Raw genomic sequence first — 15,034 nt, forward strand, 5'->3', positions numbered from 1 at the left:
ACTCCTTCATCTAAATTCTTCCGCAAGTACGTGACCTGCGTCCTGTAATCGATGATGTTCCGAATCAAAATAGGTGCCTTCCAGCAGGCCAATCAACGTGTTGGTAACACGAACTTCAATGTCGTTATCCCCTGAACGAAGCCAGGAGGCTTCTCCCTTCCAGCGATACGGAGACCAGCATCGCACACCAAGACTATGTCCGTTCACACGCACTTCCGTCACATCCTGCACCCGCCAATCGCTAAATTCCAGTTCAAATGAGGCAACATCTTCCCCTGACTCATCCAGCCAGAACGTGCGTTTATAACTCATTTCCCCGCCAAAATGGGGATACAGCGGCTGCGGTTCAGGTCCGATGCGAAGGGCCGTGTCCGGTTCCCGTACGAGCGAAGCCATGCCTTCATGATGGAACTCCACGCCGAATCTTCCTTGTAGATACAAGGGATCAACGATGCCATCCTCATCTTTCGTCACCTGCACAATCACCGTCATTTCGTTGAGACCGCTATGCAGCAGCTCCGTAATATTACAAGCGATGTTATTGTGGTCGGTTATTTCGATTGGATCGAATTGTTCTTTTCCAAGTGGATGCCCATTAATCTCCATGGACCAACTGCCCGAGATCGCCGTTCTGTCCATAAATAACAGGCATGCAGGCAAAGCCGTTCTCAGTTCAAATGTGGTCGTATATCGACACTCGATCGGGTAAGCAATAGATGATTTTTTCGGTGTGCCAAATACCTGATTAAACTGGACTGGCAGAGGATACTGTTCCGATAATTCTGCCGCCTGATCAATAAACGGTTTCACAGCTACATGCTGGCTTTCCAGAATTATTCCGTTAGCATTGGAAGCCTGAAGATGGAATTGTCCCATTCGCAAAATGTTAGACTGCACCGTTTCCAGTCGCCATGGCCCATCCGAAGAAACTCTGATCTTACAGGCTTGATTCGCCCCTGCCGAACCATCCGCTCCGAACGTCGAACCCGTTTTGTCTGCTCCATCCGCCTTCGTTGTTAATGTATCTTCCGTCGCAGCATGTAAAGTAAGGCGCACAGCATGTGCTTCATAAGGCGCCAGTGTTAGTGAAATACACCATTCCCCGCCGCTGCTCGTATACGGCAATGTCTGAAGCCGCCCTGTCTCCAGATCAAGTCGTTCTGCCACAATACAATCACCCTCTGTCAGCTCCGTTCCATCCCACAGCTGTCTGGCGACCAGCTTCAATTGCCCCTTCAATTCCTGACCCTCCTGATTGGTCAAGAAAACCATGTGCTCTCCAGCCGACAATTGACGGGTTTGCATCAGCAAAGAGGCACTTTCCTCCTCCATAATCCAGCAGATGGGTTCGGGCAATACCTGATCGAGCAGGAGGGAGATCAGCTCCAGCGAAAAGTCATCTCCTTGCCCTGTTCCTGCGAGTAGAAAATAGGCATTCCCCTCACCCTGATGCCACATGGTTTCACGGTTATCGTGATCTTTTGTCACGCTACGGCCCCAGTACACCTCTTGCGGCTGCTCGCCCGCACCAAAGAACTGGGCAGATTCATCTCCCTCCGGACTTCCCGGCTGAATCTCAATATGCGGAGGCATCCCAACAGAGATGACAGTTCCTCCCTGCCGAACAAATCGCTTCACCTGTTCCCAGGCCGCGGCCTCCAGATTCAGCATCGGTGGGAGAATCAGTACGTCATAACGGGCCACGCCGATCTGAATGATGCCATCCGTTAAGTCAGCGTCAGCCAACAATTCTGGATCAAGGTGGTCATAGTCCCGTCTGTTTTCGAGCAGATGGGTAGTAATCCGCATCCAGTCCTTCGTCAGGCGCTCCAGTTGCGCGCGTTCTAATTCGTCCTCGCCGCTATACTCGAATCCATGCAGCGGATTACCCATCAGACTCCAGAATGTCGTCGTTGGGTCAAGCACAGCAATTCGAATGTCTGCTACTCCGGTGCTCATGAGATAGCTCAAGCGTCCGGTGTAATCCCCCAACTGCCGGAAATGCTTCCAGTAGGGATTCTGCAAAAATTGAGACGGCGGTGCATCATGCTTGGCAAGCCCACCAATCGTATAGAAAAAGGCGTGAAAGTTATAGAAATTGGTGCCCATGGTAGCCATGCGATCAATCATCCACTTGGCATCCTGCAGCGTCATGGACCAGCCTACACTGTGAAAACATTCAATCAGATTGCGGCTTCGGCCCAATTGCCGGGCAAGCGAACTGACCATCTTGGGATTGTCACGCATCTTTTGGCCGTAGCGTTCCAGAATCCACGATAAGGACCGTCCAATTTTCTCATGTGCCGAATCACCACCTGGCATATGGCTGAACAACTGGGTGGTCATCCGTACGCCAGGCACCTCAGCCGCGTACTGGATTCCTGCTTCCTCACACCAGTCATGCACCTGTTTGTGATAGGACTCCCGGAGAAGCAGGTGAAGTGACTGGTAATAGTCATACCGAATCCGATGCGCGTCCGGAACATCACCATATAGCAGGGCCGGTAGCGAATCGATCAGACTATAACCACAACGCTCACTGAAATAACGGGGAAGCTGTGGGGACCAAGGGATACGGCCCAGCGGTGCGATCTCATCCGAGAACATGCCTTTGATCACGCTTTCAAATTGATCTCCAACCGCTGACTTATAACGCTCATGTGTCAGTTCAATAAATCGGCTCATCGCTTCCTTATGGCAAGGGTCAACAAAGTTACCGTAATATTTGAAATCGTCGATCTCTTTTTCCTGAAATATCATCAACTCCCAATCACCCGCGGGAACATCCCATAACAAGCGGAACGCTGTTCGGTAGGTGAAGAACCGCTTGCGGTTATACGATGTGAGTCCGGTCTCCTGATAGACCTGATCCGTCTGGATATTGCCAATTTTGCTGCGCAGATCGATGGACTCATGCCACAGACGTTTGCCCTGTTCATCCTTGGGAATCGCCTTGGCAACCAAGACGCGTCCCCATGGCAACTCCAGATCCACAGCTTCTCCGCCCTGAACCACCAACTGATGATGCACGAGCTGACGCTGCTTCGCTTCAGGAAAATCAAGGGTCACTTCCCCACCAGCCATCCCGCTTGGATATGGATATTCATCATATAACCATACCTGCATGCTGTGAGCAGCCGCCGCTTCCACTGCAATCCGCACCTTATCAAACCACGCTTCCGACAGATAGGGAATCTGCAGTCCCTGACGTGGACAGATGAAGAATCCACCTACACCTTGCGCCGCCATCTCAGCCACTTGCCGCTTAATCTGTTCTTCTTCCATATCCCCATTCCAGAACCAAAAGGGATGAACCCGGTACTGCGCCTCGGGATTTTCAAATGCATCCCCGTTCCACATGTTGCCTTCCTCCCTGCCTGTTCAAGAGTGTGTGGTGTCCAGCTTTACCAATAACGTTCATTTCAGTTCAAATAGGTTTGTTTTGTTTTGATTATACATCAAAAACCATATTCAGGAAGTCGTATTTTCCAGAAAGTTGGATGAAATTTGGTTCGCGAATCAAGCCATTACAGCGATAAGAAAAGCCCGGCTGTTTCCGCTACACTGAAAGCACGGCTGCCGGGCTCTGGCTTATACGACTACTTCAGTGCAGCGTACAGTTCATTAACTTCTTTGACATAATCGTCTCCGCCGTTGTTCTTCCATAGAGCAACAGCATCTTCGAATCCTTTCTCATCAATCTGACCTACGATATATTTGATCCGTGCATCGTTAATGATATTGTCCAGCTGCGGTCCTTTCTGAGCGTAAACATCCGAGATCAGCGGTTCGCCAGGATTGGCGATGACAATCTCTTCGTTGGCTTTCTGCACCTGTGTAACCTTTTCACGGACAGGTGTCTGTTGAACGCGAAGCGTTCTGTCTTCCGGAACAAACATCAAAATCTGATTTAAGCCTTGCAAGTCGCGGAGTGCAAGCTTTTCAGTGCTCGGTAAGATGTAGTCTTCTTTCTTCTCGTATTGCTTGCCTTCCAGTCCGTTGTACAACAATGCCTGCAATTCCGGTTCATTCAGCTGATCGAGGAAGCTCAGCACCTTCTTCAGGTCTTCTTCCGTTTTGACACTGCTTTTGGAGATCGCAATCAGGCCGGAGTAGCCGGACGTTGGCATATCACGCAATCCCTTTGGACCTTCCATCGCTTGCAGCACATCTACGCGTCCTGTCGCATTGGGGTCTTTATCCAGTATTTTCTGATCCATGCGCTGCGCATTATCTGCTACATCCACCATGACACCGGCTTGACCGTTTACAAATGGATCAGGCAGTTTGGTCGCATCCATCACGGCAAAATCCTTGTTTACCAGACCCTCACTATAGATTTGACGGAAAAATTTCAGGGCTTCCATGTATTCTGGTGTCTCATGCGCCGGAATCAGACCTCCGCTGCCATCATCTCCCCATTTGTTGGGTGCACCGAACCATACCTGCATGTTATCCCATGGGCCCGTGAATTTGCTGGCAACCAGACCGTACGTATCATCCTTGCCGTTACCGTCCGGATCATCCTTCGTGAACGCTTTCAATACATTGTAAAATTCATCAATCGTCTTCGGCTCTTCCAGCCCCAGATTCTCCAGCCAATCTTTGCGGATCGTGACCCCATTGCGTCCTAGGGCGCGTGCCCGGTAGATCCCATAGGTTTTGCCATCGATTGACGCATTGTTGGTGATGATTTCATTCATTTGACTCAGATTCGGATAATCTTTCAGATAAGGACCAAGCTCCCAGAATGCTCCGGTTCGGGCCGCATTGATGAAACTTGGGGACTTCCCTAACACCACCATAATCTGAGGCAGCTTTCCCGAGGCCAGTGTAATGTTGAATTTGTCTTCATACGAGCTGCTCGGCACCCACTGCAGGTTCACATCCACCTTGGTCAGTTCTTCAAGCTTCTGGATGACCGGGCTGTTCTCCGGCGGATTCTCCGCTTCAAAGTTCGGCAGCATGATTGTAATCTGATCGATGCCACCCGTAGCGGTTCCTGAACTTTCTTTGTCGGTGGAGCATGCCCCCAGAATCGTACTAAGTACCAGTGACGCAGAGAGTAGCAGTGCACCTTTTTTGAATCCCGTTTTTTGTCCCATACGTTCTCCCCCTTGGCTTTAGCCTTTGATTGAACCTAACATGACACCTTTGGCAAAATGCTTCTGCAAAAACGGATACACCAACAAAATCGGAATGGTACCTACAACGATCACCGCCATTTTGATCGACTGATCTGGTGGCTGTACAAAATTGGGGTCCATGTTCGCCATATCTCCGACACTGGCTTGCGAGAGTAATACGATCTGTCTCAACATGACTTGTAGCGGCCATTTGTCACTGTCGGAAATGTACAGCAGTGCTGAGAAAAAGTTATTCCAATGTCCCACAGCGTAGAATAACGCAAACGTGGCAATCACCGGCTTCGATAAAGGCAGAACGATTCGCCACAGCACGCCTAGATCCGAACAGCCGTCGATGCGGGCCGCTTCCTCCAGCCCGGGCGGCATTTGCTGAAAAAAGTTTTTGACAACAATTAAGTTAAAAGCGCTGATCGCGCCAGGAAGCATAAGGGCCCAGTAGGAATCAAGCAGTCCCAGTCCACGAATGACGAGATACGTTGGGATCATACCACCGCCGAATAACATCGAGAAGATCACCATATTCATCATGACATTACGGCCCCAGAAGTCACTTCTGGATAGTGGATAGGCCATCGTTAGTGTGAAGAACAGATTGACCAGTGTACCTGCCACCGTAATGAAGATGGAAACACCAATGCTGCGAAAGATCGTGGACGATGAAAAGATATACTCATACGCGCTGAAGGAAAACACCTTCGGAATAAGGAAAAAACTGCGTTCAGTGATCTCGGCTTCCGTTGCGAAAGAATTCCCTATAATATACAGGAAAGGGAGGACGGTTAATATGCCCAGAATCCCCAGCATGACGTAATTGAAGATATCAAATACCTTGCCGGCAGGGCTGTTGTATAGACGGCTGTTCATGGGCGCTCCTCCTTAATAAATTCCGGGATGACCGAATTTTTTCGCAAGTTTATTACTGCCGAGCACCAGAATGATCCCCACCACAGACTTGAATAGTCCAACAGCGGTACTGTAACTGAATGCACCTTGCGTGATCCCCACCGTGTACACATACGTATCAAATACGTCCGCGACATCCCGGTTGAGGGAGTTGGTCATCAGGTAGATCTGCTCAAATCCCGTATCCAGAAAGTTCCCCAATCTGAGAATGAGCAAAATGACTATAGTCGTACGAATGGCTGGAAGCGTGATATGCCACATTCGTCGTAATCGTCCTGCGCCATCTACAATCGAAGCTTCATACTGCTCCGTGTCCACACCTGCGAGGGCCGCCAGGAAGATAATTGTGCCCCATCCCATCTCCTTCCACATCATCTGCACAATAATGAGCGGACGAAACGAACCCGGACTGGAGAGCACATCAATAGGCTTGCCTGTAATCCAGGCGATCAGGTCGTATAACACGCCGCCTTGCGGGGTCAGGAATACGTACGTGATACTCGCGATAATTACCATGGATACAAAATGGGGTACATAGACCAGCGTTTGAATCGTTCTTTTGAAAAAAACGACCCGAATTTCATTTAATAATAAGGCGATAATGATCGGTGCCGGGAAAAAGAAGATAAGATCATACAGGGCCAGAACCAGCGTATTGCGTAATAGTCGGTAGAAGTCCGGATTGGAGAAGAAGTTCGTAAAGTTCTCTAGCCCCACCCAGTTGCTCTCCCGGATGCCCAAGAATGGCTGGTAGTCCTGAAAGGCAATGATGATCCCCCACATGGGCAAGTATTTAAAGATGACAAAGTACAGAAAGCCGGGAAGCACAAGCACATATAACCATTTGTTTCGTTTGATCTGCCTTTTCCAATTGGACTCCTGTTTTAATGGTCTTGTTCCCATATCCGCTTGAGCAGTTGCAGTGCCGTTGGTATTCCAGTCCGTCTTCCCGTTCATCATGTCTCCCCTTCCTCAACAATGTAAGCGTTATCAATATATCTGTTATTCAGACTATACAGCCACCTTGTTTCCGGCAACCTTCATTTTTTGCATCACTCCGGCACATTGGCCGAAAAGCCCGCTATAACGCCATTTTCACATGTTTTTGATCATAAGGTAGCAGGTAGAATTGCACATTTTTGCGGGTTTATCCTTCTTTGTATCACGGTAAAAAAAAGAAAAAACCGACATCCGCTAAAGCTGAATGCCGGTCTGAAATGAAAAAGATATGAACGGTTATTGTGCAAACCATTGATCGCGATATTGACTCGGCGTAACTCCCTCCTGTTTCTTGAAGATCCGATTAAAATAACTGTGCTGATATCCCACAGCTGCCGCAACATCATTAATTTTCATCGTTGTCTCACGTAGCAATTGCTTCGCCGCATCCATTCTCACACGTGTCAAATAATCAATAAAATTGATGCCCGAAACCTGTTTGAAAGCCTTGCTCAGTGCATAAGGTGTCATTTGCTCCTCGTCAGCACAGTTTTCCAGCGAAATGTCGCTGCGGTAATGTGTATCGATATACAACATCGTTCGTTCCACCACCAGTTTCAGCGGTTCCTGCGATCGTACCTCAACCTCTTGTATATAAGGCATGAATACCTCATTCATCATCCACTGCTTCATCTGCACAGGTTCACGAATACCGGATAATCGCTCATACATGTTGCTACCACCAAACAGCTTATAAGGTGTGACCCCTGTTTGCAGCATCATGTGCTGAATACTGCCGAGCAATTGAAGCATCATCTGCTGAACTTGGAATTCGGTACTCCCGGTCCGCGTAATCTCACTCATGAATTGCTCCAGCACACGTTCAGCTTCGGCTTGTTTGCCTAGCCTGACCGCCTGTAGTAACTCACGTTCCAGCCCCAATGGATAGGAAGCTGCTTCGTTTCTGCGGAAACACGCCTCATCCTCCAGATCGAGAATCTGACTTCCTTCCTCCACACTGCGATAAGCCACGGCCTGTTCCAACTCGACGAATCGTCCGGGCAGTTCCTGAAGTGAAGCTGCTGGGCGACTGACCATCAAAGTCACCTTCATTTTGAGCGTTCGTCCAATGACCTCCACCAGTTCCTGCCCCCATAACAGCGCTTGTGACTTCACAGGTTCGTCCTGAGGAGCGATCACAAGCATGGCTGAGGACAGGTCGTGAAAGTTCATGACACTGATCTGCCTGAAAACATTTTTGGCGACTTCCTGAGTGATATTCACTGCTGCAAAAGTAACCAGTCCTGTGTCTTGGCTTCCGAATCTGCCTTGCAGCTGGTCATATCCCGTAAAATACATCTGCACCAGCAAAAACTGCTGGCCCTCCAGTTCAAAGCCAAGATTACGCATCCGCTGCTGAAGATCATGCTCGTTATAGGCGTACAGATGCCCCTGCACAAGTTGTAAGACAAAACTGTCGCGCAGATGGGGAAGCTGCTCTTGCAACTGGCGATGTGCCGTTACACTGCGGGAGGTCAGTTCGTTCCACTGTTGCTCCAGCAACTCAAACTCGTCCAGCTTTGCATCGGTTGGTGTTGTTTCGTTTCGGCCAGGCGTAAGCAGATGCAGCATCCGGGCTACAGGCGAATATATACGGCGTGAAGCAAACCAGGATAACAATAATCCCAGGATGAGACTGCCTGCACTGGCAATGACGATGATTTTGGATACCAGCTTGACTGGCGAAGTGACTGATGTCAAAGGTGCAGCAGAAACATAGGTCCAGTCCGAATCAATTCGACTCAATGAGCCGTACGAGACGGAATAGGTCTGATCCTCATATCGGAACAGGAATGAACGGTTGTCCGCATGCAGGGCCACTTCTTCTTTTAGCTGCTGCTCAAAAGCAGAGTTCTCTCCCGCCGTTCCCGGATTACCGGTAACCAGTGTGTTTCCTTCCTGATCCATGAGGAACGTTAACCCTTCGTCGTATGGAGTAAGCGTTTTCAACAAACTGGCGACTTTCTCGTTATCCAACGTAATAATTAGTGCACCAAATGGATTAATGCTCTCCCCCGGAATCTTATGTACAAGAACCAGTGCATTGCCTGCATCCGTATGCAGTAGACTGTCGTTGGTCGAAGGTTTGGTATCTCTGTTGATGTTGGAAACCCAGTCTGTCCAGTACACGTGGTTGCCCATGGAGAGATAACGATCATACGCTTGTACTTTGGCATCATCTTTCAACTCGTTATAATCCCGATTAAACAAGATCGGCTTCGGTTCCTGCAAATACAGCTGTGCTGACTTGATCAGCGGGTGGGAACCTTGCAATACATATAATGTAGTGACAATCTCCTGCGTTTCATTGAAATAATATACAAAATCCAGTGTACGTAATGCATTGCCAAACCTCGGTTCAAAAGCCCAATGAGATAAGTTCATCTCCAGATAAGCCAGCTGGTCATCCACATTGCGTGCCCGGTTCTCGATCTGGTTCTGATGCATCTGATTGAACTCGGACTCCATCCGACCAACCACCTGTTGATACATAACGATACCTGTGATTAACCCGGGGATGCTGGCAATGAGTAAAATCAGCATGAGGCTGTTTCGATAAAATCGTCCTTTATGTCTTCCTGCCTTTAAATCGGATAACCGCTTAAATCTGCCAAATATTCGATTGCTCCTAATCGGTTCCATCGCTGCTCACCTGCCTGCTTGCCTCGGGTCTGACTGTCATGGAAACTTCCTCAACTCCCCTGAGAATATATGGATGAAATCCTTTTCTTGTATTATACGCACAATCTACAGGTGAATGAAACGATCTGTAACCGATCATTTTTTTAACCAATGTTTTATTAACATGGCAAAATGGATTACAATGAGATAAAGCAAACATGAAGGAGGCCTTTTTAATGAAAGAACAGACTTATTTTGAACAAAATAGAGAAAAACACCTGGCAGAACTGAATGAATGGTTGTCCATTCCGAGTATTTCCGCCATTTCAGCGCATAAAGAGGATGTTAATCGTGCAGCACAATGGGCAGCTGATGCCCTCACACGTGCGGGTATGGAAAACGTAGAGGTCATTCAAACGGCTGGACATCCGATTGTCTATGCAGATCACCTGCATGCACCGGGCAAACCGACAGCTCTGATCTATGGACACTATGATGTACAACCTGTTGATCCGCTTAACCTGTGGGAGACGCCTCCTTTCGAACCTACCGTTCGTGATGGCAAGCTGTTCGCTCGTGGTGCAACGGATGACAAAGGACAAATTTTCCTACATATCAAGGCAGTAGAAGCCATTCTCGCCGAAAACAAAGAACTTCCGGTTAACATCAAGTTCTGCATTGAAGGCGAAGAGGAAATCTCCAGCCCGAACTTGCCCATCTATCTGAATGAACATACAGACAAGCTGCGTGCAGATATGGTACTGATCTCGGATACGTCCCTGCTTGAAAAAGGTAAACCGGCGATCTCCACTGGCCTGCGCGGCCTCTGCTCGCTTCACGTAGATCTGAACACAGCCAATACCGACTTGCACTCTGGTTCATTTGGTGGTGGTGTACCTAACGCACTGCACGCACTCGTATCCCTGCTCGCTTCGTTGCATGATGAGCAAGGTCGTGTGAGTGTAGACGGTTTCTACGACGGCGTTCTGCCACTGTCTCCTGAGATGAGAGAAGAATTTGTAAAACAAGGCTTCAATGAAGAACAGCTTCGTCAAGACCTTGGGCTGGAGCAATTGTACGGCGAAGAAGGCTACTCGTTCGTGGAACGTGTTGGCGCTCGTCCAACATTGGAACTGAACGGCGTATGGGGTGGTTTCCAAGGCGAAGGTAGCAAAACGGTTATTCCGAAGGAAGCTCATGCCAAAATTACATGCCGCCTTGTTGCGGACCAAGATCCACAACATGTATTGGATCGTATCGAAGCACATCTGCGTGCTCACGTTCAACCGGGTGCAACGCTGCATGTGAAACAGATCGAAAAAGCTTTTGCTTTCAACACTGATCCTTCGAATGCAATCCTGCAAAAAGCGGCAGATGCGTATGAGCACGTGTATGGCGTTCGTGCCCTCTTTACCAAAGATGGCGGCTCCATTCCGATTGTTGAGAAACTCTCACGTGTACTCGAAATCCCTGCTGTCATGATGGGCTTCGGCTTGCCGGATGAGAACCTGCATGCTCCGAACGAGCACTTCAACTTGGAGAACTTTGATAAAGGGTTGTTGACGATTGTTCAGTTCTTGAAGAGTTTGTAATAGTTAGGGCTCATCGTGTTTAAAACCAGTTCTTGAGAGCGTGCTGAGTGGACGTTCCGGGGCCGAATCGTTCTTTTGATCGCTGTTATCCCCGGATTTCCTTGATTCCCTTTCTAAAGGGAGAAATCCGGGGATAAAGGCGAACGCTCCGCTTCTTCAGAATCGATTTCGTCCCCTTCACTATGTTGCAGCTTCTCGCATGACTGATTTTAGGATTGAGCTAACTATTGAATGGTTAGTGTAATGGGGATAACAAAGAACGGCCTTCGGGTCGTTTTTTTGTTATTTATTTTGTTTCTTTTTTTCTTTGTTTCTTTGTTTCTTTGTTTTTTGTTTCTTTGTTTTTTGTTTTTTTGTTTTTTTGTTTTTTTGTTTCTTGTTTCTTTGGTGAAATTGTAGTTTTTTTATGGCTGCTTTTTATGATGGAGACGATAGAGGCTTACTTTTAAATGGGTTAGTGTATTAGAGATAACAACATGGTGACCTTATTAGGCCGTTTCTTTGAATTTTGTATCGATCATTACGTACAGCTTGCTTTATCATGGCTGCTTTAAAGGAATGGGTCTAACTTGGATGGGTTAGTGTGATAGCTCACAGAAACGATGGGCTTCTGAACAATTTTTTTGGTTTTTCTCGATCATTTCGTTATCGTTCTTCCTATGACTGATTTTATAGACGTAGTCTCGGTTTTAATGGTTTAGTGTATGGGAGATAACATACGCGACCTTATTGTCCTTTTTTGATTCGGTCTCCTTCACTAGGTTTCAGCTTTTATAGCGGTTGCTTTATTGTGACTGGTTTTAGACGACGGCTAACTTTTAAGGAGTTGTGATAGAGATAACTCAAGCGGTGGCCCTTGGAGGTTTGTTTGAATCGATTGATATTTAGAATGCACCCTTATGGAGTATGTTACGGCAGATGGTGTTTCGAAGATAGTCAATAGATACAGGGGTTTTGTGGATGGGAGGATCTTTCGGGATTCCTGCGTTTTGACTTGTTTGTGCTTAGCGACTTCGGCGCGGAATTTTTGCCATGAGGTGTTTACCTGCTGTTATACCCCAGCAAGCTAATCCAAAATGATGAGGTGAATGTTGTGTCTGCTTCTAACCTGACCAAAAATGCGCTGGCTCACTCGCTTAAATTACTGATGGAGCATACTCCACTGAACAAGATTACGGTCAAACATCTGGTTGATCATTGCGGCGTGAACAGGCAAACTTTTTATTATCATTTTCAGGATATTTACGCGCTGCTTGGGTGGATCTATCAGACTGAAGCGGTGGAGAGTCTTACGGAGTACCGAAGCTACAGCACATGGACGGACGGTTTCTATAAAATATTTTGTTACATTGAGAACAACAAAACGTTCTGCTGCAACACACTCAACTCGCTCGGGCGTACCCACCTGGATGTATACCTCTATGAAGTAACCCACGATCTCATCATGGGTGTTATTGATGAACTCGCCTGTGGGATTAAGGTCCGCGGAGAAGACAAAGAGTTCGTCGCCAACTTCTATACCCTGGCCTTCACTGGGCTGATCATTCAATGGATGAGAGGCGATATGCAAGAACCGCCAAAACAGATAATTGAGAAGCTCAGTGAGCTAATTGAAGGCAATGTCCTGAGGGCACTGCACAGGTATGAGAATAAGCTGCCATCCACTTAAGGATGCGCGGCTTTTTCATACGTGATCTAAGCCTAGGTTTTAGACATTTTTCCAAAAGTGACCAAAAATTGGACACTCTCTTTCTTTTGATCATACCTCACGGAACCTGCAAGGTTTACATTAGAGATGTGATTACAGTAACTTTTGGAGGCGAATGATCGTGAAGAAAGAACATGGTAATAAACAGGTCTATTTTGTAGGCGGCGGCATTGCATCTTTGGCGGGTGCAGCTTATCTGGTCAGAGATTGTGACTTTCCCGGAGAACACATTCACATTATCGAAGAAATGCCGATTCTCGGCGGCAGCAATGACGGTGCTGGTAATCCCGATCAAGGTTATATCATCCGCGGCGGGCGGATGCTCAATGACGAGGCCTATGAGAATCTGTGGGAGTTGCTGGCTTCCATCCCTTCCATCGACCGTCCGGGCATATCTGTCCGACAGGAAATCACCGAATTTGACGAGGCCAATCCCACACATTCCAATGCGCGGCTCATCAACCGTGACGGCAAGGTCGAAGACGTGCTCTCCATGGGTTTTGATATGGCGGACCGGTTGGCGATGGGAAAACTGATTATTACTCCTGAAGACACGCTGGGTAAATTGCGAATCAACGACTGGTTTGGCCCTCATTTTTTCAAAACGAACTTCTGGTATATGTGGGCGACCACCTTCGCGTTTCAACCTTGGCATAGCGCCGTGGAATTCAAAAGATACATGCTCCGCTTTTTTCACGAATTCCCAAGAATTCAAACGCTGGAAGGTGTCACCCGCACACCGTTCAACCAATATGACTCGATTATCCTGCCATTGCACAACTACCTGGAGCCGTTTGGCGTAGATTTCACGCTGAAATGTACGGTTACCGATCTGGATTTCAAAGACGGCGACGGCATTACGGTAAGTCGGATGCATGTACGACGCGAAGGTACCGAGGAGATCATCGACATTCATGAAGGCGATCTCGTCATTGTCACAAATGGTTCGATGACCGAAGGGGCCGATATCGGCTCCATGACTTCCGCACCGAAACTGAACGGCAAGGGCAGCTCATGGAAGCTATGGGAGAACATTGCCGCCAAGAAACCGATGCTAGGCAATCCTTCTTCTTTTAATGATCATGTGCATGAGTCCAAATGGGAATCGTTTACGGTCACCTTCCAGGATTCGGTCTTCTTCGATCTGATGGAGAAATTTACGCGCAATCGGGCAGGCACCGGGGCTCTGGTTACTTTCAAGGATTCCAGCTGGTTCATGTCTGTCGTTCTGGCCTTTCAACCGCATTTCCGCGACCAGCCGGAGCATGTCAACGTATTCTGGGGATACGGATTATACCCGGATAACGTGGGCGATTACGTGAAGAAAAGAATGTGCGATTGTACTGGGGAAGAAATTATGCAGGAGTTGATCGGCCATCTTCATTTCCAGGAACATCAAGAGGCCATCATGGCTACCGCCAACTGCATTCCATGCATGATGCCTTACATTACAGCCCAATTCATGCCTAGACTGAACAGCGACAGACCAAAGGTTGTGCCTGAAGGTTCCACTAACCTGGCCTTCATCAGCCAATTCTGCGAAATTGCCGATGACGTGGTATTCACGGAAGAATATTCGGTACGGGCAGCACGGATCGCCGTCTACACTCTTCTCGGAGAGAACCGGCCGATTGAGCCGATCAATAAGTATCAGTATGATGTTCGGACGCTGTTCAGCAGTTTTGTGACTTCGTTTAGATGACTGCTTATATAGAGGATTCAGACATAGGATGAAGGAATGGTTGGATTGATCGGTGGATGGGGATAGATCTTTGGAGATATCTGTAGGATGCGGTGTGTAACTTTGTGATCTTTAGGAAGCTTAGTTATCTTAATTCTATTGATTGTGCCAAGTTAGTAAGATATGAGTTACTACATGAGTTAGCTTCAGAAGCTTGCATCCCCGTTGAACGAGTAAATGAGTGAATATGGTTGTTGCTGAACTGAAAAGTCGTTGTATAAAGAAAATAGAGAGAGTTCCGTCAGCTAGGACAGGACTCTCTCTTTCGTTTACTCGTTTACTATCTAAGTCCAACACATAGCTTTCATCGAGATTGCCAACA

8 protein-coding genes are annotated in these 15,034 nt (G+C 47.8%); 3 read left to right on the forward strand and 5 right to left on the reverse strand.

Annotation, left to right across the window (positions count from 1 at the left end; all coding sequences use genetic code 11):
* Positions 1-6: 6 nt before the first annotated feature.
* The 5 genes from MHI06_RS23535 to MHI06_RS23555 all read right to left on the reverse strand — a co-directional run bounded on the left by MHI06_RS23535 (position 7) and on the right by MHI06_RS23555 (position 9,692).
* Complete coding sequence (locus tag MHI06_RS23535) at positions 7-3,360, reverse strand: glycosyl hydrolase (RefSeq protein ID WP_340399277.1); 3,354 nt, start codon at positions 3,358-3,360, stop codon at positions 7-9.
* Between the two features lie 239 nt (positions 3,361-3,599).
* Complete coding sequence (locus MHI06_RS23540; RefSeq protein ID WP_340399278.1) at positions 3,600-5,105, reverse strand: extracellular solute-binding protein; 1,506 nt, start codon at positions 5,103-5,105, stop codon at positions 3,600-3,602.
* 18 nt (positions 5,106-5,123) lie between these two features.
* A complete protein-coding gene (locus MHI06_RS23545) occupies positions 5,124-6,011 on the reverse strand; it encodes a carbohydrate ABC transporter permease (RefSeq protein ID WP_169480489.1) in 888 nt (295 codons plus the stop codon).
* A gap of 12 nt (positions 6,012-6,023) precedes the next feature.
* Positions 6,024-6,953, reverse strand: a complete 930-nt coding sequence (locus tag MHI06_RS23550; protein ID WP_340402177.1) for a sugar ABC transporter permease — start codon at positions 6,951-6,953, stop codon at positions 6,024-6,026.
* A 333-nt stretch (positions 6,954-7,286) separates the two neighbouring features.
* Entirely contained in the window at positions 7,287-9,692 is a 2,406-nt protein-coding gene (locus MHI06_RS23555; RefSeq protein WP_340399279.1) for an AraC family transcriptional regulator, read from the reverse strand.
* A gap of 215 nt (positions 9,693-9,907) precedes the next feature.
* Here MHI06_RS23555 and MHI06_RS23560 point away from each other — a divergent pair, with 215 nt between their 5' ends.
* The 3 genes from MHI06_RS23560 to MHI06_RS23570 all read left to right on the forward strand — a co-directional run bounded on the left by MHI06_RS23560 (position 9,908) and on the right by MHI06_RS23570 (position 14,673).
* Positions 9,908-11,263 carry a dipeptidase gene (locus MHI06_RS23560; protein WP_340399280.1) on the forward strand — a complete coding sequence of 452 codons (1,356 nt, stop codon included), beginning with the start codon at positions 9,908-9,910 and terminating at the stop codon, positions 11,261-11,263.
* Positions 11,264-12,356: 1,093 nt separating this feature from the next.
* Complete coding sequence (locus tag MHI06_RS23565; protein ID WP_340399281.1) at positions 12,357-12,932, forward strand: TetR/AcrR family transcriptional regulator C-terminal domain-containing protein; 576 nt, start codon at positions 12,357-12,359, stop codon at positions 12,930-12,932.
* 154 nt (positions 12,933-13,086) lie between these two features.
* The gene (locus tag MHI06_RS23570; protein ID WP_340399282.1) at positions 13,087-14,673 is read left to right on the forward strand and encodes an oleate hydratase; all 1,587 of its coding nucleotides are present in this window, start codon (positions 13,087-13,089) and stop codon (positions 14,671-14,673) included.
* The last annotated feature ends 361 nt before the right edge of the window (positions 14,674-15,034 follow it).

It is taken from the genome of Paenibacillus sp. FSL H8-0079 (genome assembly GCF_037991315.1).
Classification (GTDB): Bacteria; Bacillota; Bacilli; order Paenibacillales; family Paenibacillaceae; genus Paenibacillus.